The sequence below is a fragment of the Pseudoalteromonas sp. NH0006-46 genome (assembly GCF_057547735.1).
The window spans coordinates 818,919-841,139 of record NZ_BAAJML010000001.1 but is presented as its reverse complement, the minus strand read 5'-3'; the positions used below and the strand labels follow the sequence as shown (position 1 = coordinate 841,139).

22 protein-coding genes and 10 tRNA genes are annotated in these 22,221 nt (G+C 40.5%); 22 read left to right on the top strand and 10 right to left on the bottom strand.

The features are described from left to right. Positions 1-119: 119 nt before the first annotated feature. Genes AC27I2_RS03910 through hemA form a run of 5 tightly spaced genes read right to left on the bottom strand, consistent with a single transcriptional unit; the run spans position 120 to position 5,311 of the window. Positions 120-494: a SirB2 family protein gene (locus AC27I2_RS03910; RefSeq protein WP_058403361.1), complete on the bottom strand. Its 375-nt coding sequence runs from the start codon at positions 492-494 to the stop codon at positions 120-122. A 26-nt stretch (positions 495-520) separates the two neighbouring features. Beyond that, positions 521-2,062, bottom strand: a complete 1,542-nt coding sequence (locus AC27I2_RS03905) for a response regulator (protein ID WP_201023510.1) — start codon at positions 2,060-2,062, stop codon at positions 521-523. Positions 2,063-2,119: 57 nt separating this feature from the next. Next, positions 2,120-2,959, bottom strand: coding sequence for a peptide chain release factor N(5)-glutamine methyltransferase (gene prmC, locus AC27I2_RS03900; protein ID WP_138530450.1), 840 nt, complete (start codon positions 2,957-2,959; stop codon positions 2,120-2,122). A 2-nt stretch (positions 2,960-2,961) separates the two neighbouring features. After that, positions 2,962-4,047, bottom strand: coding sequence for a peptide chain release factor 1 (gene prfA / locus AC27I2_RS03895; protein ID WP_058403363.1), 1,086 nt, complete (start codon positions 4,045-4,047; stop codon positions 2,962-2,964). Between the two features lie 7 nt (positions 4,048-4,054). Continuing rightward, a complete protein-coding gene (gene hemA, locus AC27I2_RS03890) occupies positions 4,055-5,311 on the bottom strand; it encodes a glutamyl-tRNA reductase (protein ID WP_487203525.1) in 1,257 nt (418 codons plus the stop codon). A gap of 83 nt (positions 5,312-5,394) precedes the next feature. Here hemA and lolB point away from each other — a divergent pair, with 83 nt between their 5' ends. From lolB to AC27I2_RS03810, 16 genes are all read left to right on the top strand, one after another. Then, the gene (gene lolB / locus AC27I2_RS03885; RefSeq protein WP_138530449.1) at positions 5,395-5,982 is read left to right on the top strand and encodes a lipoprotein insertase outer membrane protein LolB; all 588 of its coding nucleotides are present in this window, start codon (positions 5,395-5,397) and stop codon (positions 5,980-5,982) included. 2 nt (positions 5,983-5,984) lie between these two features. Next, a complete protein-coding gene (gene ispE / locus AC27I2_RS03880; RefSeq protein WP_138530447.1) occupies positions 5,985-6,842 on the top strand; it encodes a 4-(cytidine 5'-diphospho)-2-C-methyl-D-erythritol kinase in 858 nt (285 codons plus the stop codon). An 88-nt stretch (positions 6,843-6,930) separates the two neighbouring features. Continuing rightward, a complete protein-coding gene (locus AC27I2_RS03875; RefSeq protein WP_058403366.1) occupies positions 6,931-7,878 on the top strand; it encodes a ribose-phosphate pyrophosphokinase in 948 nt (315 codons plus the stop codon). A gap of 150 nt (positions 7,879-8,028) precedes the next feature. Then, complete coding sequence (locus AC27I2_RS03870) at positions 8,029-8,646, top strand: 50S ribosomal protein L25/general stress protein Ctc (protein ID WP_058552648.1); 618 nt, start codon at positions 8,029-8,031, stop codon at positions 8,644-8,646. An 18-nt stretch (positions 8,647-8,664) separates the two neighbouring features. Then, positions 8,665-9,249 carry an aminoacyl-tRNA hydrolase gene (pth, locus tag AC27I2_RS03865; protein WP_082653579.1) on the top strand — a complete coding sequence of 195 codons (585 nt, stop codon included), beginning with the start codon at positions 8,665-8,667 and terminating at the stop codon, positions 9,247-9,249. A 54-nt stretch (positions 9,250-9,303) separates the two neighbouring features. Continuing rightward, on the top strand, positions 9,304-10,395 hold the full coding sequence (gene ychF / locus AC27I2_RS03860) for a redox-regulated ATPase YchF (protein WP_058403368.1): 1,092 nt from the start codon (positions 9,304-9,306) through the stop codon (positions 10,393-10,395). 320 nt (positions 10,396-10,715) lie between these two features. Further along, a tRNA-Met gene (locus tag AC27I2_RS03855) sits at positions 10,716-10,792 on the top strand. 127 nt (positions 10,793-10,919) lie between these two features. Next, a tRNA-Leu gene (locus AC27I2_RS03850) sits at positions 10,920-11,004 on the top strand. Between the two features lie 40 nt (positions 11,005-11,044). After that, a tRNA-Gln gene (locus AC27I2_RS03845) sits at positions 11,045-11,119 on the top strand. A gap of 5 nt (positions 11,120-11,124) precedes the next feature. Further along, a tRNA-Met gene (locus AC27I2_RS03840) sits at positions 11,125-11,201 on the top strand. A gap of 91 nt (positions 11,202-11,292) precedes the next feature. Further along, positions 11,293-11,377, top strand: a tRNA-Leu gene (locus tag AC27I2_RS03835). A 40-nt stretch (positions 11,378-11,417) separates the two neighbouring features. After that, a tRNA-Gln gene (locus AC27I2_RS03830) sits at positions 11,418-11,492 on the top strand. A gap of 66 nt (positions 11,493-11,558) precedes the next feature. Next, positions 11,559-11,643, top strand: a tRNA-Leu gene (locus AC27I2_RS03825). Between the two features lie 40 nt (positions 11,644-11,683). Then, positions 11,684-11,758, top strand: a tRNA-Gln gene (locus tag AC27I2_RS03820). Between the two features lie 38 nt (positions 11,759-11,796). Further along, positions 11,797-11,881 (top strand) — tRNA-Leu (locus tag AC27I2_RS03815). A 39-nt stretch (positions 11,882-11,920) separates the two neighbouring features. Next, positions 11,921-11,995 (top strand) — tRNA-Gln (locus AC27I2_RS03810). Between the two features lie 145 nt (positions 11,996-12,140). Here AC27I2_RS03810 and AC27I2_RS03805 read toward each other — a convergent pair. Further along, complete coding sequence (locus tag AC27I2_RS03805) at positions 12,141-13,322, bottom strand: FAD-dependent monooxygenase (RefSeq protein ID WP_487203607.1); 1,182 nt, start codon at positions 13,320-13,322, stop codon at positions 12,141-12,143. Between the two features lie 244 nt (positions 13,323-13,566). On the opposite strand from AC27I2_RS03805, the gene miaB reads away from it, so the two are divergent. Genes miaB through lnt form a run of 5 tightly spaced genes read left to right on the top strand, consistent with a single transcriptional unit; the run spans position 13,567 to position 19,026 of the window. Next, complete coding sequence (gene miaB, locus AC27I2_RS03800; protein ID WP_487203524.1) at positions 13,567-15,015, top strand: tRNA (N6-isopentenyl adenosine(37)-C2)-methylthiotransferase MiaB; 1,449 nt, start codon at positions 13,567-13,569, stop codon at positions 15,013-15,015. A gap of 51 nt (positions 15,016-15,066) precedes the next feature. Next, positions 15,067-16,125, top strand: a complete 1,059-nt coding sequence (locus AC27I2_RS03795; RefSeq protein ID WP_058403370.1) for a PhoH family protein — start codon at positions 15,067-15,069, stop codon at positions 16,123-16,125. A 4-nt stretch (positions 16,126-16,129) separates the two neighbouring features. Then, positions 16,130-16,588, top strand: a complete 459-nt coding sequence (ybeY, locus tag AC27I2_RS03790) for an rRNA maturation RNase YbeY (RefSeq protein WP_058403371.1) — start codon at positions 16,130-16,132, stop codon at positions 16,586-16,588. Positions 16,589-16,610: 22 nt separating this feature from the next. Beyond that, entirely contained in the window at positions 16,611-17,495 is an 885-nt protein-coding gene (corC, locus tag AC27I2_RS03785) for a CNNM family magnesium/cobalt transport protein CorC (RefSeq protein WP_058403372.1), read from the top strand. Next, a complete protein-coding gene (lnt, locus tag AC27I2_RS03780) occupies positions 17,476-19,026 on the top strand; it encodes an apolipoprotein N-acyltransferase (protein ID WP_487203523.1) in 1,551 nt (516 codons plus the stop codon). The genes corC and lnt overlap by 20 nt, the downstream gene beginning before the upstream one ends. 62 nt (positions 19,027-19,088) lie before the next feature. On the opposite strand, the gene AC27I2_RS03775 is transcribed toward lnt, so the two are convergent. From AC27I2_RS03775 to AC27I2_RS03760, 4 genes are all read right to left on the bottom strand, one after another. Beyond that, positions 19,089-19,766 carry a hypothetical protein gene (locus AC27I2_RS03775; protein WP_487203522.1) on the bottom strand — a complete coding sequence of 226 codons (678 nt, stop codon included), beginning with the start codon at positions 19,764-19,766 and terminating at the stop codon, positions 19,089-19,091. Between the two features lie 36 nt (positions 19,767-19,802). After that, positions 19,803-20,087 (bottom strand): type II toxin-antitoxin system RelE family toxin, encoded by a 285-nt coding sequence (locus tag AC27I2_RS03770; RefSeq protein WP_487203521.1) that lies wholly within the window; start codon positions 20,085-20,087, stop codon positions 19,803-19,805. Then, positions 20,077-20,328 (bottom strand): type II toxin-antitoxin system Phd/YefM family antitoxin, encoded by a 252-nt coding sequence (locus AC27I2_RS03765; protein WP_033029102.1) that lies wholly within the window; start codon positions 20,326-20,328, stop codon positions 20,077-20,079. Before AC27I2_RS03765 ends, AC27I2_RS03770 begins: the two co-directional genes overlap by 11 nt. Positions 20,329-20,416: 88 nt before the next feature. Then, positions 20,417-21,427: an RDD family protein gene (locus tag AC27I2_RS03760; RefSeq protein WP_487203520.1), complete on the bottom strand. Its 1,011-nt coding sequence runs from the start codon at positions 21,425-21,427 to the stop codon at positions 20,417-20,419. A 221-nt stretch (positions 21,428-21,648) separates the two neighbouring features. Between AC27I2_RS03760 and AC27I2_RS03755 the strand changes: the two genes are divergently transcribed. Then, complete coding sequence (locus AC27I2_RS03755) at positions 21,649-22,173, top strand: CIA30 family protein (RefSeq protein ID WP_058403377.1); 525 nt, start codon at positions 21,649-21,651, stop codon at positions 22,171-22,173. The last annotated feature ends 48 nt before the right edge of the window (positions 22,174-22,221 follow it).

Here is a 22,221-nt window from a genome sequence, read left to right as displayed (position 1 = left end):
AACGCGTAGTTTACCTAATTCTGCCAATATATTCCAATAACGAAATGTACTTGATCAAATCAATGGAGGAGCATATTCGAGCCTCAGAGATACTGAAGCTCGGTAAATTTATTTTAGGTTTAAAGTAACAATGCTGACTTAGCTGTTGCCAAGTAACCAATAGCTAAAATAACAAACGTATTTACAGTAAGGTACGATATTTTAGCCAAAAAGTTAGTTTGTTTTGCACTAATAACACCGATGGCAATATACGCGATAACCAATATAATTTTTTCTAGTAGCCAAAATTGCTCAAATGGATTAATTTTACCCATGAACATCAGTGTAAATGCAGAGATCAAAAGTAGCGTATCTATACCGTGACTGCCAATAAATACTATTTTGTTCCGAGCTAGCTTACCACTTCCAATTCTCGAAAAAGATCGAATATAAAATAAAACGACACTCAGTACGGCTATCGCCATGTGTGAGTGTTTTACTGCTAAATAATCCATATGCCTCTATTCTTCTAGTTATAAAGTTAATCGGGGTAACGTTTAATAATAGTTTCAAGTTCATTGAGATTTTCGTTAAAAACATCAACTAATTTTGGCTCAAAGTGCGAGCCTTTTTGCGAGTTTATTTCTTCTACTACGCGTTCAAGTGTCCATGAGTCTTTGTAACAACGCTTATGCCTTAATGCGTCGTAGACATCAGCCAATGCTACAATACGACCAAATATGTTAATTCGGCTTCCCTGTAAGCCTTGAGGGTAGCCTGTGCCATCCCACTTTTCATGATGCTCTTTGGCTATGGTAGCCCCTGCACTCACAATTTCGTGAGCAGACCCTTTTAAAATCCCGTACCCTTTGTCTGTGTGAGTTTTCATTACTTCCCATTCGGGGGCATCAAGCTTTGCAGGTTTATTTAAAACCGAATCGGGTATACCTACTTTACCTACATCATGCAAGGGCGCAGCCAACCTAATTAAGTCGGCTTGTTGTTTTGATAATCCATAGCCAATAGCAAGTGCGTGGCAAATATGTGCAACACGTTTTACATGATTACCTGTTTCAGTAGAGCGTTGCTCAACCGCCTCACTTAATCTGTAAACAAGTTCTTGCTGGGTGGCTTCTATTTCGCATTGTAGCTGAACATTTTCAAACGCTAATTGCACATTTTGGGCAAAAATTTCAACTAAGTTTCGTTGTGTATCTGTCAAAGCATTTGGAATGCCAGTAATGAACAACATCGAACTATGGTTATATTCACTGCTACAATAAGCAAATAAATAATTGTCTTTGTAGATAATAGTCTGATTAGCTAAAGCTTCTTGGCATGCACTTAGTTGTTCTGCGTGAAGAACCTCTTCTAAGTTTTTACCTTCGCTTTTTTCAAACTCACCGGTACCTGAGCAAATAATCATTTTATTATTTTGAGATGCCGGATTTTGTGCCACAAGCGTAGTGGCGTACATAGCTTGATCTGAAATGCCCAGTAAAGATGTAAGTTGCTGCATTACACCTTCAATAAAATGCTCAATCGAATGCGCAGAAAATATATTACGCGAAGCGGTTATTATTTTTTCAAGACCAATTCGCGACTGCTCTATTGAAATAATGTCGCGGTACGAGCGAAGGCTCGACATGATAACTGTAAATAATTTTTGTGCTGTCAACTCGGTTTTCGATTTGTAATCGTTAATATCATAATTAACAATAACTTGGCGTTCTGGTGCCTGGCCAGGTTGGCCGGTACGTAAAATAATACGAATGTGGTTATTTTTTGCGGTTTCACGAATATATTTTACAACTTGTAAACCTGCATCGTCTGTTTCCATGACAACATCAAGTAGTACGATTGCAGCATCCTTGTGCTCATCGATTAGTTTTTTAGCTTCTGCGCCTGAATAGGCACTTATAAATTCTAGACGTTTATTTTGAAACTCAAAATCACTCAATGCTAATTTTGTAACTGCATGAACTTCAGGTTCGTCATCAACGATTAATACTTTCCAGGTGCCCAAATCGGTATTGTCTACTGGTACTTCTGGCTCATCTGAAAATAAAAAGTCACCCATCATAATTAGAAATTCCTACATGACACATTTAACACACGGATGCAGTAATAATTAAACTTATTATGGCCACTGTGCGAGCGTTACACGGTCATTTTCACCAAGATCTTTTATCGTTTTAACATTAACAAAGGCCATCGTTTCAAAAAAATCACGTACAGCAAAACCTTGGTCATAACCGTGCTCTATTAGAAGATAGCCACTAGATAGCAAATAGTCACGTGATTGTGTAATTATTTGTTTAATATCAGACATTCCTGAATCTTCAGCAACTAAGGCAGATAAAGGTTCAAATCGCACATCGCCTTGAGCCAAATGTTCGTCACTACTTTCTATATACGGTGGGTTGGTAACTATAAGATCAAAATATTCATTACTAAGTGAGCTAAACCAATTGCTTTGTTTAACACGCACATTACTAATTTCTAAACGCTGTTGATTACGAGTTGCAAGCGCTACAGCATCACTTACTCTATCTACCGCTGTAATATCCCAAAGAGGCATTTCACTGCCCAATGCCAATGCAATGGCGCCCGTTCCCGTGCCTAAGTCTAGTACTTTGGCCTGCTCTGGGATCCCTAGTTCAAGCGCTACTTCAACTAAGGTTTCTGTGTCTGGGCGCGGAATTAACGTTGTTGCATTCACTTCTAAGGTTAAACTCCAAAACTCACGTTGCCCTGTAATATGCGCGACAGGCTCGCCGTTCAATCGCCTAGCGCAAAGAGTGTCAAAGGTGTGTTGTTGCTGTTCACTAAGCAACCTTTCTGGCCAAGTAAAAAGGTAACTACGAGGTTTATCAAGAACATGAAGAAGTAATACTTGTGCGTCTAATTTTGCACTATCGCTGCTTTGCACTAATAATTTAGTGCCAGCAGCGGCAGCTTGCTCAAGGGTTTGCGTCACGATTACTCATCGCCCATTGCAGCAAGTAAATCAGCTTGATGCTCTTGCATTAACGGATCGACAATCGCACCTAAATCGCCAGCAACAACTTCATTTAAGCGGTATAACGTTAAATTAATACGATGATCGGTAATACGACCTTGCGGGTAATTGTAAGTACGAATACGCTCAGAACGATCACCACTACCTACTAAATTACGGCGTTCAGACGCCTCAGCAGCATGACGCTTTTCATCTTCTGCTTGCTGTAATCGTGCAGCAAGGACTGACATCGCTTTTGCACGGTTTTTGTGCTGAGAGCGCTCATCCTGACACTCAACAACCACACCTGTAGGTAAATGCGTAATACGAATTGCAGAGTCGGTTTTGTTTACGTGCTGCCCACCCGCACCAGATGCTCTAAAAGTATCTACTTTTATATCGGCAGTGTTAATTTCAATTGCTTCAGCTTCTGGGATTTCTGCCATTACTGCCACGGTACAGGCCGAGGTATGAACACGACCTTGCGACTCAGTTTCTGGTACACGTTGAACACGATGAACACCAGACTCAAATTTAAGTTTACCGTAAACACCTTCACCACTAATGTTAGCAATGACTTCTTTGTAACCACCATGTTCACCTTCATTAGTGGTTACAACTTCTAATTTCCACTTTTGTGTTTCGGCAAAACGGCTATACATTCTAAATAAATCACCAGCAAAAATAGCGGCCTCATCGCCACCTGTGCCCGCACGCACCTCTAAAAATACATTGTTATTATCTTTAGGATCTTTAGGTAGCATCAACACTTGGATTTCATCTTCAAGTGTTAGTATTTGTGCTTTTGCCTCTTTGTACTCTTCTTGCGCCATTTCACGCATATCTGGGTCTGAATCTTTTAACATTTCTTCAGCACTGGCTAGGTCATCTTTTGTTTGTTGATATGCTAAAAAAGTTTTAACAATTTCTTCAAGCTCAGAATATTCTTTTGAAAGACCACGAAAGCGATTTTGATCGCTAATAACCGATGGGTCGCTCAAAAGTGCTTGTACTTCTTCGTAGCGTTCTACTAGCGTTTCTAATTTATTATAAACAGACTCTTTCATTTAACTGTTATTCCTGGTCAATACCTAACATTTTTTTCAACTGATTTAATTGAGCAACTTCACCTTTTTTAGCCGCATCTTGGATTGCACGTGTAGGCGCGTGCATTAAGCGGTTGGTTAATTTGTTGGCCAATTCTAAAATTACTTTTTCTGCATCTTTACCATTAGAAAGCTGGCTAACCGCTCTTTCTACTAATTCAGACTTAATTGTTTGAACATCATTTCGATAGTGGCGGATTAGCCCCACTGAATCGAGTGAGCGCATCCACATGCAAAACTCTTTGGTGCGCTCAGTAATAATTATTTGTGCTTGCTGTGCAGCTTGTTCTCGTGCTGCCATATTTTCACTTACAATCGTTTGTAAATCATCAACCGAGTAAAGATACGCTGCATCTAAATCCCCCACTTGGCTTTCAATGTCGCGCGGTACCGCAATATCAATAAACAGCATAGGCTTATTCCTTCGCTGTTTAAGCGCCTGTTCAACAACACCTTTACCAATAATGGGTAAGGTGCTAGCCGTTGAACTTATTATAATATCGGCGTTATGCAAACGCTCTGGCAACTGCGCGAGTGCAATAACGTCTGCAGATACTTCATCGGCTAAATTGCGGGCTCGTTCAATGGTTCTGTTTGCTACGGTAATATTTTGGGGCTCGTTTTGATACAAATGCTTAGCCACAAGCTCTATTGTTTCGCCTGCACCTATTAATAGTACATTCGTTTTATCTAGTTTACCGTAAATGTGTTTGGCTAAGTTTACCGCCGCAAATGCAACCGATACCGCACTGGCGCCTATATTAGTTTCAGTTCGGACTTCTTTAGCAACCGAAAATGTTTTTTGAAACAAACGATCAAACGTAACACCCACTGCATCATGAGTTTTTGCACTATTATAGGCTTGCTTAATTTGTCCTAAAATCTGCGGCTCACCTAACACAAGTGAATCTAAGCCACAGGCTACACGCATTAAGTGATTAATTGCTTGATTGCCCTCGTGGCAATAAATGTTCTTACTCAGTTCTTGTTCATTTAAACCGTGGAAACTGGCAAGCCATGCTAACAGTGTTTGGGAATTTTGCTGAGCAAGGCTACAATAGATTTCTGTTCGGTTACAAGTCGACACAATCACAGCTTCATTAAAGTCGGCATGCCCACTTAATTGCTGTAGCGCCTCTGAAATTTGCTCAGGCGAAAAAGCCACTTTTTCACGTAGTTCTACGGAAGCGGTTTTGTGATTTATACCTAGTGCTATTATGGTCATATTTGCCAAATATTGCTGAGCCCTACTTTAAAGGCGGCAATTTTACCAAAAATCATCGGAATATGGAAAGTAAGGAACAACATTTGATTCGACATTATGTAATTTTAATCATAACATTTTTGTTTTTAGGCGGTTGCGCGCAACAATTATCAGATAAAACAGCTATTTATGATAATTGGAAGGGTCAACTTACCAATCAAAAAACTTGGCGTGTGCAAGGCAAACTTGCTTTTATCAGCCCCGATGAGCGTCAATCTGCAAACTTAAATTGGCAGCAACAAGAAAATAGCAATAATTTAGTGCTAACTTCGTTTATTGGCACACGTATTTTACAGCTTAAGCAATCACGCGATATTGCCGAACTTGAATTCGACGATAAAGTTTACGTCGATAGCAACGCATCAGCCCTACTAAAACGTTTAACGGGTTTTGCAGTACCTGTTAATAATGCAAGCGATTGGCTTAAAGGAACCATCGATTCACACACTTTACAGGTAGACGAGCTTGGCCGAGCCAAACAAGTACTATGGATTGATAACGAAGGGAAGCAATGGCAAATAAATTACGCTAATTATATACAAAGTGCAGGCTTTTGGTTACCCACAAAATTGACACTCAAGCACCAAAAAATAAGAATTAAAATTCAACTTTACGACTGGCGATTTAATTAATTATGAATAGCAACACGTCTTTTTCACTCATTGCACCTGCAAAACTCAATTTATTTTTACACATTAATGCACGCCGAGATGACGGATATCACGAATTAGAAACCTTATTTACCTTCTTAAACTTTGGCGATGAGCTCTCTTTTGAGTTGATAGATAAACCGTCAATTTCAATCGATGGTGATACTAAAGACATACCACTTGAAGATAATCTAATCTATAAAGCTGCTTTAATGTTGCAAACCCACTCTAAAACAAAGCACGGTGTAAAAATAAATTTAATAAAACGATTGCCAATGGGAGGTGGCGTTGGAGGTGGTTCGTCTGATGCGGCAACCACACTATTAGCGCTGAATAAATTGTGGAATATTAATTATGACATTAATGAACTTGCCCGTTTAGGATTACAGTTAGGGGCGGATATACCTGTTTTTATACGTGGTGAAAGCGCCATAGCGCATGGCATTGGAGAAGAACTACACCGTGTAGAGCTTGAACAGAAATGGTACTGTGTTGTGCACCCAAATCAGCATGTAAGTACCGCTGAAATATTTACCCATCCAGATTTAAAACGCGATACACCAAAAATTTTAGGAGATTGGAAAGAGCACGATTTACACAACGATTGTGAGCCTTTAGTTAAAAAGCTATGCCCCGAGGTTGAAAAAACCCTCCAGTGGTTGCTAAAATACGCCCCGTCGAAGATGACCGGAACAGGTTCATGTTGTTTTGTAGAGTTTGATACACAAACTCAAGCAAACGATGTGCTTGCAAACCTCCCCCATACTTGGCAGGGATTTGTTGCGTCAAGCGCTAATACTTCTCCTGCTCATACGGAGCTTACCGCCATATTCGATCAATGAAGTAACGTAAAAGTAATCATAAGTTAACTTGCAATGCTTTTTATCATTGCTTGTTAGTCCAAAATTTCAGTGCCTGAGGAACCCTACCGTGCCTGACATGAAGCTCTTCGCTGGTAACGCAACACCTGAGTTAGCTCAAAAAGTTGCAAAACGTTTATATATTGAATTAGGCGATGCTGTTGTTGGCCGTTTTAGCGACGGTGAGATCAGTGTTCAAATTAATGAAAATGTTCGTGGCTCGGATGTTTTTATCTTGCAATCAACCTGTGCCCCTACAAACGATAACCTTATGGAACTTATCGTTATGGTTGATGCTCTTCGTCGCGCATCTGCGGGTCGTATTACTGCCGTCATTCCTTATTTTGGTTATGCCCGCCAAGATCGTCGCGTACGTTCAGCTCGTGTACCAATCACTGCTAAAGTTGTTGCCGATTTCTTATCGAGCGTAGGTGTAGACCGAGTACTTACGGTTGATTTACACGCAGAGCAAATCCAAGGCTTCTTTGATGTACCAGTAGATAACGTATTTGGTAGCCCAGTATTACTTGAAGATATGAAAGAGCGTCATTTTGATGATGTTGTTATTGTTTCTCCGGATATTGGTGGTGTAGTGCGCGCACGTGCAATTGCAAAACTACTAAACGATACTGATTTAGCTATTATTGATAAACGCCGCCCACAAGCAAATGTTTCTCAAGTAATGCATATTATTGGTGATGTAGAAGGCCGTGACTGTATCATTGTCGATGACATGATTGATACTGGCGGTACTCTATGTAAAGCAGCAGAAGCACTTAAAGAACATGGTGCTAAACGCGTATTTGCTTATGCAACTCACCCTATTTTATCAGGTAAAGCAGCTGAGAATTTACGTGATTCTGTTATTGATGAAGTTATTGTAACCGACTCGATTCCATTATCTGATGAACTTAAAGCACTTGATAAAGTAAAAGTGCTAACGCTTGCTGATATGTTGGCAGAAACTATTCGCCGTATTAGCAACGAAGAATCTATTTCAGCGATGTTTGAACACTAAACACAGATATTTGCTGAAGACAAAAGCGCCTTTTGGCGCTTTTTTTGTATGCTATGTATATTTTACTGAATCACAGTGGTATGATAGCGCGCCTTTTGGCTAGGGACCTTGGTCGCAAAGGCCCTAAACTTTTAAATAATTGGAGACATCATGTCTAACACAACTTATACATATGACGCTGAACTTCGCGTAGAAACTGGTACTGGTGCGAGCCGCCGCCTACGTCGCGAAGACAAAGTTCCTGCAATCCTTTACGGAGCTGACAAAGAAGCTTTATCTCTTACTTTTGCTCATAAAGATATGATCAAAGCACAAGAAGACGAAGGTTTTTACACTCATATTCTTACACTTAACGTAGGCGGCGAGAAAGTTGAAGCTATCTTAAAAGATATTCAACGTCACCCATTCAAGCCTAAGCTTACTCACCTTGATTTCCAACGTGTAGACGCAACTCATAAATTAACAACTAAAGTTCCTCTTCACTTTATCGGTGAAGAAATTGTAACTAAAGCTGGCGCAACTGTTGTTCACCAGTTAACTGATGTTGAAATTTCTTGTCTTCCAAAAGCACTACCAGAATTCATCGAAGTAAATGTTTCTGACTTAGTAGCTGGTGATTCAATCCACATCTCTGATTTACAACTACCAGCAGGTGTTGCATCTGTTGAATTAGGTAAAGGCGAAGGCCATGACCTTTCAGTAGTTACAATCAAAGCAAACAAAGCAGCTCCAGCTGAAGACGAAGAAGCTTCAGACGCTGCAGAATAATATTTAAGGTCTCGCACCTTGAATTCTATTCAAATGCTTGTGGGCCTGGCTAATCCAGGCCCCGAATACGCAAATACACGCCACAATGCAGGTGCTTGGTTCATCGAGCAACTCGCAGCACGCTACAACTGTACGCTAAAACACGATCCTAAATATCACGGCTTAACTGGCAAAGTGATAATTCAAGGCCAAGAATTCAAATTATTGATCCCCACTACTTACATGAATTTAAGTGGTAAAGCGGTCAGTAGTTTAGCCAATTTTTTCAAAATCCCTGTTGAAAATATCTTAGTCGCACATGATGAGATGGATTTAGATCCCGGTGTCGCCAAATTAAAAAAAGGGGGTGGACACGGCGGTCATAATGGCCTAAAAGACATTATGGCAAAAATGGCAAATCAAAAAGATTTTATGCGTTTACGTGTTGGCATAGGTCATCCAGGACATCGTGAAATGGTTACCGGCTGGGTGCTTGGAAAAGCGCCGAAAGTTGACCAAGAAAAAATGGATGCAGCTGTAGATGAAGCAGTTCGTTGTATGGAAATACTTGCAAAAGACGGCGTGCTAAAAGCACAAAACAGACTTCATTCGTTTAAACCCTAGTAAACTTGAGTGCAAGTGCACAGTTTAAACGAATTCTAAACAAGGTATCTTACTATGGGTTTTAAATGTGGCATCGTTGGCTTGCCTAACGTTGGTAAATCAACGCTTTTCAATGCACTAACTAAAGCGGGTATTGAAGCCGCTAACTTTCCTTTTTGTACCATTGAGCCTAATACAGGTGTGGTACCTGTGCCAGATCCTCGCTTAGACGAGCTTGCTAAAATTGTAAATCCACAACGTATTCTTACTACTAGTATGGAATTTGTTGATATTGCTGGCCTTGTAAAAGGCGCATCAAAAGGTGAAGGTCTAGGTAACCAGTTCTTAGCAAACATTCGTGAAACGGATGCAATTGGCCATGTAGTTCGTTGTTTTGAAGACGAAAACGTAATACACGTAGCCGGTACAATTGACCCTGCTGACGATATTGACGTGATCAATACTGAGTTAGTACTTGCCGATATGGACAGCGCTGAAAAAGCCATGTTCCGTAATGCTAAAAAAGCGAAAGGCGGCGATAAAGACGCAAAAGAACAAAATGCAGCACTTGAAAAAGTAAAAGCACACCTTGATGAAGGCCTAACACTTAGATCGTTAGAATTAACTAAAGAAGAAAAAGCGGCTATTAGCTCTGTCAACTTCTTAACTATCAAGCCAACAATGTATATTGCAAACGTAGCAGAAGATGGTTTTGAGAATAACCCACTACTTGACCGCGTTCGCGCTATAGCTGAATCAGAGGGCGCTGTTGTAGTGCCTGTGTGTGCAGCAATCGAATCGGAGTTATCTGAGCTTGATGATGAAGACAAACTTGAATTTATGGCGGATCTTGGTTTAGAAGAACCAGGTCTCAACCTTGTTATTCGAGGCGGCTACGAGTTACTTAAACTACAAACTTACTTCACAGCAGGCGTAAAAGAAGTGCGTGCTTGGACAATTCCTGTAGGCGCAACTGCACCACAAGCAGCGGGTAAAATTCATACCGATTTTGAACGAGGGTTTATCCGTGCACAAACCATCGCTTATGATGACTACATTAACTGTAAAGGTGAAAGTGGTGCAAAAGAAGCGGGTAAAATGCGCCAAGAAGGTAAAGAGTACATTGTTAAAGATGGCGATGTAATGAACTTCTTGTTTAACGTATAAGATTTTATTCCCTCTATTATGGGAAATAAATTTTAAAGGCTCGTTTTTACGAGCCTTTTTTTGTTTTTCAAACGTATATAAGCTGTAATCTATCAGGACAGTTTATAACGCAGGGTTAATTCTAAAAAGCCAAACCTCATACACTTAACTTATAATAGGTGTTAAAAAAACAGCATTTATATTAAAATTTAGCCTGTTAGCTTAATTTTCCTGCAAACAAACACAGTTAAGTGTTTTTTTGCAAAAAAGGTGTTGACGAATTTGGGTCATGTCAGCATAATACGCCCCGCACTCAGCGATGAAGTGCTGACAAAAAAGATGGCTAAGTAGCTCAGCTGGTTAGAGCACATCACTCATAATGATGGGGTCACAGGTTCAAATCCCGTCTTAGCCACCATTTATTTTTTGTTGCTCAATGAAGAGTTTAAAATAACTACCTTGTGTACGGTAGTTGCGGAATTAGCAGTTGTCTTGAATTAGACGCTGGATTTAGGTTCCAAAACAGTATTACCTGTACGCTCGATGCGGGAGTGGCGGAATTGGTAGACGCGCTGGATTTAGGTTCCAGTATCTTAGGATGTGAGAGTTCAAGTCTCTCCTTCCGCACCATTATTCTTGATAAGAATTAAAACTATCAATTGTTTATTGTTGGGATATCGCCAAGCGGTAAGGCACCAGGTTTTGATCCTGGCATTCCCAGGTTCAAATCCTGGTATCCCAGCCAACAATGGCTAAGTAGCTCAGCTGGTTAGAGCACATCACTCATAATGATGGGGTCACAGGTTCAAATCCCGTCTTAGCCACCATTTCTTCTCAGGAATGGCTCTGCAAGAGTTAAATTGCAACTCAATGAAGAGTTTAAAATAACTACCTTCTTTGATTATTCAAAGTGACAATGCGGGAGTGGCGGAATTGGTAGACGCGCTGGATTTAGGTTCCAGTATCTTAGGATGTGAGAGTTCAAGTCTCTCCTTCCGCACCATGTTCTAGATTCGAACTAAACTAATCAGCTAATTCTTTGTTGGGATATCGCCAAGCGGTAAGGCACCAGGTTTTGATCCTGGCATTCCCAGGTTCAAATCCTGGTATCCCAGCCAACTTCTTCTACCAAAGAGCGTTGTTAAAGAATAACTCTGTTATGAGTATAAATATAAAAATTGTTTGCGGGAGTGGCGGAATTGGTAGACGCGCTGGATTTAGGTTCCAGTATCTTAGGATGTGAGAGTTCAAGTCTCTCCTTCCGCACCATGTTCTAGATTAGAACTAAACTAATCAGCTAATTCTTTGTTGGGATATCGCCAAGCGGTAAGGCACCAGGTTTTGATCCTGGCATTCCCAGGTTCAAATCCTGGTATCCCAGCCAACTTCTTCTACCAAAGAGTGTTGTTAAAGAATAGAACTGCGGGAGTGGCGGAATTGGTAGACGCGCTGGATTTAGGTTCCAGTATCTTAGGATGTGAGAGTTCAAGTCTCTCCTTCCGCACCATGTTCTTAATTAGAACTAAAACTCATCCAAATTTAAAGTTGGGATATCGCCAAGCGGTAAGGCACCAGGTTTTGATCCTGGCATTCCCAGGTTCAAATCCTGGTATCCCAGCCAATTTTATAAAAGCTATCTCTATTCCCCCATCACTCACATAAACTTCATAAAAACATCAAGTAAAAATTAAAAACATATAAATTAGTCGCCTTATCACGTAAAAAAAAAGACTCATAAAAGAGCCTTTATATTACTTTACTGTTTTCTAACCAATTTCACCGCTAATTGCATATTTTAATACCCAGTTTTTTACCACTCCAGTACTGTTAGCCATTTTCAAAAATTGGCTACGCGCCCATTTTAGCGGCGCTATTTGGTTTGAAAAACCAAAGTAACAAGCATCCATCATACTCATCATTAATAAGTTGGCCTTTCGACGGGTGCGTTCGAACTCTTGCAGCGTTAACGCGCAACCAACGTCGCTTGCATCGTTCAATGCAGTAGCTAAAGCGACTACGTCTTGGAAACCCAAATTAACACCCTGACCGGCAAGTGGATTTATGGTATGCGCAGCATCACCAACTAATACTAAACGACCACTAGAATACGTATTTGCATGCTGACGAGTAATTGGAAACACAGCATGACTTTGTACTTCAAAATCACCAACAAGCTTTGGAAACTGTTCAATAATATGGGCTTTAAATGCGCTAGGCGATAGGTCTTTAAATGCCTTGAGGGTATTGGCATCGTCGTACCAAATTAAATTAGCATAAGGTGCTTGCATAGGTAGAAAAGCCAGTGGCCCTGATGGCGTAAACTGTTGCCATGTTTTTACCTGTTGAGGTGCATCCAATTTAATCAGCACCCCCATGCAGTGCTGCTGATACTGCCAGCCAGTTACACCAATATTTGCTTTAGTTCGTAATTGCGATTGTCCACCGTCGGCTGCAATCACTAAGCTCGCGGTATAACGTTGCTCGCCATAGACCAAGGTAATTGAGTCAGCATTTTGCTCTATTTTACTCACAGCCTGTTTTTGCTCGATGACTTCAATATCGTACTGCTCAAACTGCACCCATAAACTAGCTTGTATTAAACTGTTTTCGATTAAGTGGCCCAAATGCGTGGTATTAATGTCGGCACAATCAAATAACAAGTTATCGTCGCCGCGCTCGAAAGCTTCTAACTGTTGGTATGGTGCAATCCGGCCTTTTCTTAAAATGGGCATAGCCCCTAACTCATCAAGTAAGTTTTCTGAAAAACGATTAATAGCCGACACTCTTATATCAACCTTGTCATTACCCAAAATATGAGACGGATCTATTAGGTGCTTTTCTATGATACGCACTGATTTTCCTTGTTGCGCTAACTTTATTGCCATTGCCGCACCAACCATGCCGCCGCCAACCACTATCACATTATTTTGAGTCATGTTTTTCATCATTTTATTAATACGTGAATCTACTTTTATTGTACCGTAACTCGCCGCTTTAGTGCGAGAGTATATAACTATCAAGCTATTAAACTCGTCTGAGTTTGATTTGAGATCACAAACATGAAAACTATACTTGGATCTGGGCGGGTATCCAGCTAAAATACGCGTCCTTTAAGTGAGCAAGCTTGCTCCTTAATTCTGTTTCAAGCACATATTTGTGCCATTATCGAATTGAACACGAGGCTAAATTTCAATGAGCAAAAAGCTGCATATCAAAACCTGGGGTTGTCAGATGAACGAATACGACTCTCAGAAAATGGCTGAACTTTTAGATGCCACCAATGGCTACCAGCTAACTGAAGATGCAACAGATGCCGACGTAATCTTACTTAACACCTGTTCAATTCGTGAAAAAGCACAAGAAAAAGTATTTCACCAATTAGGCCGTTGGAAGTTGTTAAAAGACGACAAACCAGAGCTGATTATTGGTGTAGGCGGCTGTGTTGCCTCGCAAGAAGGTGACTCTATTCGCCAGCGTGCACCATTTGTTGATGTTATTTTTGGCCCGCAAACTCTGCACCGTTTACCTGAAATGATTAAGCAAGTGCAAGGTAATAAAGGGTCATCGGTTGTTGATATTTCGTTCCCAGAAATTGAAAAGTTTGACCGCCTACCTGAGCCAAAAGCAGAAGGCCCAAGTGCATTTGTATCAATTATGGAAGGGTGTTCTAAATACTGTACTTTTTGTGTTGTACCTTACACCCGAGGCGAAGAAGTAAGCCGCCCAGTTGATGACGTACTCCTTGAAGTGGCACAACTTGCAGAGCAAGGCGTTCGCGAAGTAAACCTATTAGGCCAAAACGTAAACGCATACCGTGGTGATACTCACGATGGTGAAATTTGCTACTTCTCAGATTTAATTCGTTTAATAGCAGCTATTGATGGCATTGACCGTATTCGTTATACCACCTCACACCCTGTAGAATTTACGCCAGATATAATCGACGCTTACGCTGATGTGCCAGAGCTTGTTGATCACTTACATCTACCAGTGCAAAGTGGTTCAGACCGTATTTTAAACTTAATGAAACGTGGTCATACCGCACTTGAATACAAATCAACAATTCGCAAGCTGCGTAAAATTCGCCCTAATTTAAGCATGTCGTCAGATTTCATTATCGGTTTCCCGGGTGAGAGTAAAGCTGACTTTGAAGCTACTATGAACCTTATCAACGATATTGGTTTTGATATGAGCTTTAGCTTCATTTACAGCGCACGCCCGGGTACGCCTGCGGCCGATTTACCAGACGACGTAACTGAGCAAGAGAAAAAAGAACGCTTATACCTGTTACAAAACCGTATTACACAAATGGCACAGCAAATTAGCCGTCAAATGTTTGATACAGAACAGCGTATTTTGGTTGAAGGTCCATCTAAAAAGAACCCAATGGAATTACGCGGTCGAACGGAAAATAACCGTGTTGTTAACTTTGTGGGCCCACATACGGTGATCGGCCAGTTCGTTGATGTACGTATCACTGAAGCACTGCCTAACTCTTTACGTGGTGACTTAATTCGTACAGAATCAGAAATGAACTTACGACGTGATATCGCTCCTTCAGCTATTTTAACCAAAGCAGCAAGCAATGAGCCAAAACCAGAGACTGTTAACGAAATTGGCGTAGCTACTTTCGTTCCTTAGTCAATATACCCAGCGCCAGTAAATACTGGCGCCGTTCTATAGGAAGCAATTTTGAGTAATCAGTTAAAAACATTAGAGATTTATTTAGAACCTGCCGATAACAAACGCCTTTCTTCATTATGTGGCCCGTTTGACGAAAACATCAAACAAATTGAACGTCGCCTCGCTGTTGAAATTATTCACCGCGATAACTTTTTTAAAGTAACCGGTAAATTAATCAATAGTGCCTCTGCGGTCGAAATCTTAAAAAATCTCTATGTTGATACTCAACCTGTGCGCGGTGTTATTGGTGAAATAGAACCCGACAGTGTTCACTTAGCAATTACTGAATCTAAAGCCCTAGAGCAAGATGCTTCAAATAGTGCATACGGTAAAGAAATGGTTATTAAAACGCGCCGTGGTGTTATTAAACCACGAAACGACAACCAAGGCCTTTACGTTGCCAATATATTAAATCATGACATTACGTTTGGTATAGGCCCTGCTGGTACAGGTAAAACCTATTTAGCAGTAGCTGCTGCAGTAGATGCACTGGAACGCCAAGAAATTCGTCGTATTTTATTAACGCGCCCTGCAGTAGAAGCCGGCGAAAAACTCGGTTTTTTACCTGGTGACCTAAGCCAAAAAATTGACCCATACCTTCGCCCCCTTTACGATGCACTGTTCGAAATGCTCGGCTTTGAAAAAGTCGAAAAACTCATAGAAAAAAACATTATTGAAGTGGCACCACTTGCTTACATGCGTGGTCGTACATTAAATGATGCGTTTATTATTTTAGATGAAAGCCAAAACACCACCGCAGAACAAATGAAAATGTTTTTAACCCGTATAGGGTTTAACTCAAAAGCGGTGATCACCGGCGATATTACACAAGTTGATTTACCGCGCGGAACACGCTCGGGTCTTCGCCATGCCATTGAAGTGCTCGACAATGTAGACGAAATTAGTTTTAACTACTTTAAGGCACACGATGTAGTGCGCCATCCTGTTGTTGCGCGTATTGTTGAAGCATACGAGCGTAACGATGAGAGCGAGCGTCTAAAGCGAATTGAAAAGCAAAAAGCAAAAGACGAGCTAGCTGCTCAACTTAACGCTACTACTAAAGAGTAATACTTTGACGACCGAACTTGATTTACAAATAGCCTGTGAGTTTGACAACCTCCCAAGTGAAGCCCAATTTACTTTGTGGGCCGATAAAGCCTTAAGCCAATATCGTGATGAGTCAGAACTCACCATAGTAATTAGCGACGAAGCGCAATCACAGCAGCTTAATAACGATTACCGTGGTAAAAATAAACCCACTAACGTGTTGTCGTTTGAATTTGAAGCGCCACCTGGAATAGACCTCCCTCTTGTTGGTGATTTAGTTATTTGCCCAGCCATTGTTTTGGCTGAAGCAGTGGAGCAAGAGAAGTCATTTCATGACCACTTTGCCCACATGGTCATCCATGGGTGCTTGCATTTACTTGGATTTGACCATATAAAGAGTGAAGACGCTCTGCAAATGGAAAGCATAGAAAAGCAATTACTTGCAGAACTAAATATAGCAGACCCATATCGGGACGAAATTTAAATTAACGGAGCAATTAGACGCAATGAGCGACGGTAACTCGCAATCTAGCCAGGGTTCTTCTGGCAAAACGTGGTTGGGTAGAATAACCCAAATGCTGCAAGGGGAACCCCAGAATAGAGAAGAGCTGGTCGAAGTGATTGCCGATGCGCAAGAACGAGACGTAATCGATCCAGAAACAAAAGAGATGATTGAAGGTGTGCTTAGCGTGTCTGAGCTTAAAGTGCGAGACATCATGATCCCGCGCTCACAAATGGTCACTCTTGAGATCGACAGCCCGCTTGAAGAGCTAATACCCATGATGGTCGACTCAACTCACTCACGCTTCCCTGTGGTGATTGAAGACAAAGATCATGTAGAAGGTTTTTTACTTGCTAAAGATTTGCTTCCACTTATCTTAAACAAAGACGAACATTTACCTTCAATTCGTGATTATTTACGCCCAGCCATGGTCGTACCTGAGAGCAAACGTGTTGACACCCTGCTTAATGAATTTCGTCAGCAACGCTACCATATGGCTGTTGTCATTGATGAATACGGCGGTGTATCGGGACTAGTAACCATTGAAGATATTCTTGAAACCATTGTTGGCGAAATAGAAGACGAGCATGACGAAGAAGAAGAACAACAAGATATTCGTCAACTTGCTAAACACGTACACGTGGTTCAGGCGTTAACGCCAGTAGATGACTTTAACGAACATTTCAGCACAGGATATAGCACAGACGAGGCAGACACCATTGGTGGCACGGTATTGCATGCATTTGGTCATATGCCTAGCCGAGGTGAAACTATAGACATAGACGGTTACCAATTTAAAGTAACCAATGCCGACAATCGTCGTATCTTGCAACTGCAAGTCACCGTACCTAAGGCTGATGATAACGACAGTGAAGAAACTGCTAACTAGACTTACCCTATTAGCAAAAGATATAAAATCATGGCTCGCATTTATTGCGGGCCTTATTTTAACTTTTAGCTACTCCCCTTTTGAAATTTGGCCTATTGCATTTATTAGTATTGCAGCTGTCATATTTTGTATTAATCCCAACAACACCGGAAAACGCCACGCCAAAAATGCTGCTAAATATGGTTTTATATTTGGTTTAGGCTGGTTTGGTGCAGGTATTAGTTGGGTACATGTGTCTATTGCTACCTTTGGCGGTATGCCGCTTGTAGCCTCTTTGTCGTTAATGGCGCTATTGTGCGCCTATTTAGCGCTTTACCCCGCCTTAGCGTTTTATTTAACAACACGTTTTGCCACCAGCTCAAATAGCTTCGGTTTACTGCTTATTTGCTTTTTTGCCATCAGTGAATATTTACGGGGAGTAGTCCTTACCGGATTTCCGTGGTTAAGCTTTGGGTATACCCAAACTGATGGGCCATTAAATATACTGGCCCCTTACATTGGTGAATTTGGGCTGACCTTAGTGTGTATTGCCATTGGCTTTGCTCTATATCGGTTAACGCAAAAAGACATAAAGACCCCGCTTGTTACACTCATCACATTTACTGTTTTATGTATTGGTTCGCGTGCAACAAGCACAATTGAGTACTCAGGTAAATCAATGTCAACCTTAATGGTGCAAGGCAATATAAAGCAACACCTTCGCTTTGAGCCTAGCGAGTTTTGGACCACCATGAGCAAATACCAAGACATGACACGCCCACATTGGGATGCTGACTTAATTGTATGGCCAGAAGCAGCGGTTCCTGAAATAGAAGCCCTTGCCGATAGCTACTTAGCTGGGCTAGATAGCGCTGCATCATTCAATGAAACCGCCCTTATCACAGGTATAGTCGACTACCAAATCGATACTAAAACCATATTTAATACACTGATAGTACTGGGTAACAAAGAGCGCGGCGACGAACATGGCCACTATCAATACTTAGGTAAAAATCGCTATCAAAAACACCAGTTACTACCGATTGGTGAGTTTGTGCCGTTTCAAGATTTTCTGCGCCCTATCGCGCCTTTGTTTGATTTACCTATGTCGTCGTTTACCCGAGGCGATAGAGAACAAAACAACTTACGTGCTAATGGTTTTAACTTACTACCCGCTATTTGCTACGAAATAGTGTTTGCCGATTTAGTACGCGGTAACTACAAAAGCAACTCAGATCTACTTTTTACCGTAAGTAATGATGCCTGGTTTGGTCAATCAATTGGGCCTTTGCAACATATGCAAATAGCCCGTATGCGGGCGCTCGAACTACAACGCCCTCTAGTACGCGTTACCAACAACGGGGTAAGCGCCGTATACGACCCCATAAGCCACACACAGCAAACCATGCCTCAGTTTGAAGCTACTATATTGAAAGCCAACATTAAGCTTATAAAAGGCGACAGCGTGTACAGCCAATACGGCAATGTATTTGTTTGGGGATGTGTGTTGTTGCTAGGAGTTGGTGGTTTTGGGGTTAGGTTTAGAAGTTAACAATGTCTAATTACTCACACTTAACTTTAGATTTTACTAAGCCCTCCTTTAAATAAAACGAATTAATTCTTTATTGGGGGGAAGTGAACTAATTCAGTTTCAGGGAAGTAAGCTCTTTGTATTTCAAGGTATGCTTCATTTGCTTCGCATCTAAATCTACCGAAGTCATTAATAATACATTTCATTTGATATGTAGCTAACCTAGTAGCAAAATCATTAATTTTTTTTCTGTTAAGATTGATTATACCAGCCTTGATTAGCATTTTTTCTTTACCCTGATCCATCTCTAAATAAAAATCTTTATATTTGATTTCATATTGCTTTAACTCTTCCTTTTTTTCATCTAAGGAATGTTCCACTTCAGATTTACTTAAATCACTATCTTCCATGTTTAATTTTATTTGTTCTATTTGGTTTATGATGTTGATTTTTTCCTTCATAGGCTCCACAGCACTAACCTTTAATAAATAATACTGGTGGAAGGCCTGAGTAAACTCTAAATAATTATATAGTTCTGCTTGTTTTAACCACTGATTCTTTGTAATAAAAGCAAGTAAAAGAAGGCCTATTGTGCTAGCAGCGACTATCCAATCAGCTAGAGGCTGAGGTTTTAGACTTATAATAATATTAATCTTTGGAAAGTTTATACCGACAATAATTCCTGCAATAAATACAAAACTAATTACAGTAAAATAAAACCAATTACTACGGTTACAAAAAAATCCTTTTGAGAGTTCCATAAATATCTTAGTCCAATACTAATTTTGATTAACTATTTAAATTCGCGACGCTAACTTTTTATATATCGCATCTTTATCGCGCTTACCAATTGCGAGTACATAGACCACAATTTCGTCGTCAATAACTTCGTAAGCTAAGCGGTACCCGGCTGTGCGTAGCTTTATTTTGTAAACATTATCAAAGCCCCGCAATTTAGAGGCTGGCACATGCGGGTTATCTAAGCGCTCAGTAAGTTTCTTTTTAAACTGGCTTTTAAGTGGTGGCGCAAGTTTCTCCCACTCCTTTAAAGCTGCAGATAAAAACTTTAACTTATAAGTCATCTATACTAACTTCAACCGCTTGAGATAAATCGCCTCTGCGGCTCTCAACAACTTTAGTTAGTTCATAATCATCCAGTTGTTCCATAATTAGCTCATACATTGGTGCAGGTACTAAGTAAGCTGCCGGCTTGTTATGATTTAATATGGCTATTGCAGCGCCATCTGCTTCATTTAAAAGCGCTGTTGGATTTTTTTTAAGTTCTGAAATACTTGCCGAACAATCAGCTAAAACTTGTCTCATAAAACACCTAAAAAGAACTAAATTAAGCCCTAATTTTAGACCTTTTTTTATTTATAGCTATTCTTTTTTATAATCTTGTTAGTTTTTATTACTCTTTCACTGCATCTACAACGGTTTCAACATTCACAGGTTGATTCAGGTTACCTTTAATAACCACGGTCGCTGATATTTTATCTTGAATGGCTTGTCTGTTTGGATCCCAATATATCTGCAGGAACCCTAATAGCCCGGTTGCAAAGCCTGCACCGTAGCCGCCGTAACGACCAAAACAATCTAATAAACCTAATGGCTCACCGCTTAGGGCGACGACGCGGATATTACATACTTTTTTACCTGGTGTTTGGCCGCGCCAAAGTAATGAGAATAGCGTAAAGTAGACAGCAGCCCAACCAAAACCCAAACCTAAGTCTTGAATAATACCTTTGCCCCACTGCAAAATACTGTGTGTAGTTGTTTGTGCCGGTTTTTCTTCTAATAACTGCAAAGGTTTTATTTCGTTATCCTTACTGAGCACTAATAATTGTAATAGTGCTTTAGCAAGTTGTGGGTTTTGTAGGTCGGCCATGTCTGCTAATTTGGGTACTTGCCCTATCAAATTATCAAGCGCATTTTGCTGACAAGATTGCTCACAGCGTTCGTCTGCTGTTTGCACAAAAAAAGTATTTACGTGCTGCTTTTCCGTGGAGGTAAGCTTAATCTCATCCTGGATTTTTAGGCCCTGAGCGGTTAAGGCTTGATCGACGTTATCGCCCTCTAGGTAATCTATGCCAATTGAAAGCACCGCAAGAGCGCTTACAAATAAAATACCGGCGGCTACTATTTTTAATATTCTTCGCCACACACTCGACATTTTAGGAAGGTATTGTTGTGCCGTCCCTTTATAGAATGCCATAGCCGCAACAAAGGCAATTAAAGTCGCGCTAAGTTTTGCAGCCATAAATATTAAGGCTACATCGATTACTATTGCTATAGCTCGCTTTAGTGGCGTTGCTAAGGGTAAACCTAGTAGGGCGTTATCAATTTTAAACGCGTAAGGGGTGATGACTTCTCGAGTTTCGGTTTTAGATAGCGCTAATTGTTCTATTTCTTTTGCTTTCATTTTAATTCTTGTTATTAAAATAGGTAACGCGGTTAACTTACGCGCTTTTTATTTTTTGCTCAAGCTAATTCAAACCAAGGCCAGTTTATCTTTCGAGGTTAAAAATTTTTATTCTGAAAGTTCACAAGCTCTAGAATATTGTTAATAAATTAGTTTTATATTAAGTGAACAATTCATGTATTTAATCGTATTAGTTAACCAAAGCCTTTAGGAGCAACCCAATGACCACCAAACAACTATCATCTGTTTTTGTATTTAATGCTTTGCTGCTGAGCGCAGAAGTTAACGCCAATCAGCGTTGGTATGTTGTAAACGATTCGGTCATGGGGGGCGTGTCTAATAGCCAAGTAAGTCATACAAAAGATGCTTTGATATTTGAAGGTAATGTATCGCTCGAAAATAACGGAGGGTTTGCTTCTATCCGCACTGAGCTAAATATACAAAGCCAAAACACACGTACTATTAATTTACGTGTTAAAGGTGATGGGCAAACCTATCAACTAAGGCTGCGTACATCTAACTACCTTGACGGGCCTGCGTATACACACTCATTTAAAACAATAGAAAATGAGTGGACTAACGTTAATTTTACACCAAGTGATTTTACACTTACTTTTCGTGGGCGTACGCTAACAGAGCAACCAGAAATTGATTTTAATGATATTAAGCAACTTGGTTTTATGATTGCAGGAAAGCAAGCGGGGAAATTTAAACTTGAAATAGCACATATTGAATTTGCAGATTAGTATAACTTGCTCACTCTAAATCGGTTCAAAGTGAGCAAGTACCGTATA

What these genes read in the sequence shown, in the direction of transcription:
- AC27I2_RS03910 (WP_058403361.1), bottom strand. Translation starts at nt 494, where the DNA reads ATGGATTATTTAGCAGTAAAACACTCACACATGGCGATAGCCGTACTG.
- miaB (WP_487203524.1), top strand. Translation starts at nt 13,567, where the DNA reads ATGAGCAAAAAGCTGCATATCAAAACCTGGGGTTGTCAGATGAACGAA.
- AC27I2_RS03775 (WP_487203522.1), bottom strand. Translation starts at nt 19,766, where the DNA reads ATGGAACTCTCAAAAGGATTTTTTTGTAACCGTAGTAATTGGTTTTAT.
- ispE (WP_138530447.1), top strand. Translation starts at nt 5,985, where the DNA reads ATGAATAGCAACACGTCTTTTTCACTCATTGCACCTGCAAAACTCAAT.
- AC27I2_RS03905 (WP_201023510.1), bottom strand. Translation starts at nt 2,062, where the DNA reads ATGATGGGTGACTTTTTATTTTCAGATGAGCCAGAAGTACCAGTAGAC.
- AC27I2_RS03760 (WP_487203520.1), bottom strand. Translation starts at nt 21,427, where the DNA reads ATGAAAGCAAAAGAAATAGAACAATTAGCGCTATCTAAAACCGAAACT.
- corC (WP_058403372.1), top strand. Translation starts at nt 16,611, where the DNA reads ATGAGCGACGGTAACTCGCAATCTAGCCAGGGTTCTTCTGGCAAAACG.
- AC27I2_RS03765 (WP_033029102.1), bottom strand. Translation starts at nt 20,328, where the DNA reads ATGAGACAAGTTTTAGCTGATTGTTCGGCAAGTATTTCAGAACTTAAA.
- prfA (WP_058403363.1), bottom strand. Translation starts at nt 4,047, where the DNA reads ATGAAAGAGTCTGTTTATAATAAATTAGAAACGCTAGTAGAACGCTAC.
- hemA (WP_487203525.1), bottom strand. Translation starts at nt 5,311, where the DNA reads ATGACCATAATAGCACTAGGTATAAATCACAAAACCGCTTCCGTAGAA.
- AC27I2_RS03870 (WP_058552648.1), top strand. Translation starts at nt 8,029, where the DNA reads ATGTCTAACACAACTTATACATATGACGCTGAACTTCGCGTAGAAACT.
- AC27I2_RS03805 (WP_487203607.1), bottom strand. Translation starts at nt 13,322, where the DNA reads ATGATGAAAAACATGACTCAAAATAATGTGATAGTGGTTGGCGGCGGC.
- ychF (WP_058403368.1), top strand. Translation starts at nt 9,304, where the DNA reads ATGGGTTTTAAATGTGGCATCGTTGGCTTGCCTAACGTTGGTAAATCA.
- AC27I2_RS03770 (WP_487203521.1), bottom strand. Translation starts at nt 20,087, where the DNA reads ATGACTTATAAGTTAAAGTTTTTATCTGCAGCTTTAAAGGAGTGGGAG.
- AC27I2_RS03755 (WP_058403377.1), top strand. Translation starts at nt 21,649, where the DNA reads ATGACCACCAAACAACTATCATCTGTTTTTGTATTTAATGCTTTGCTG.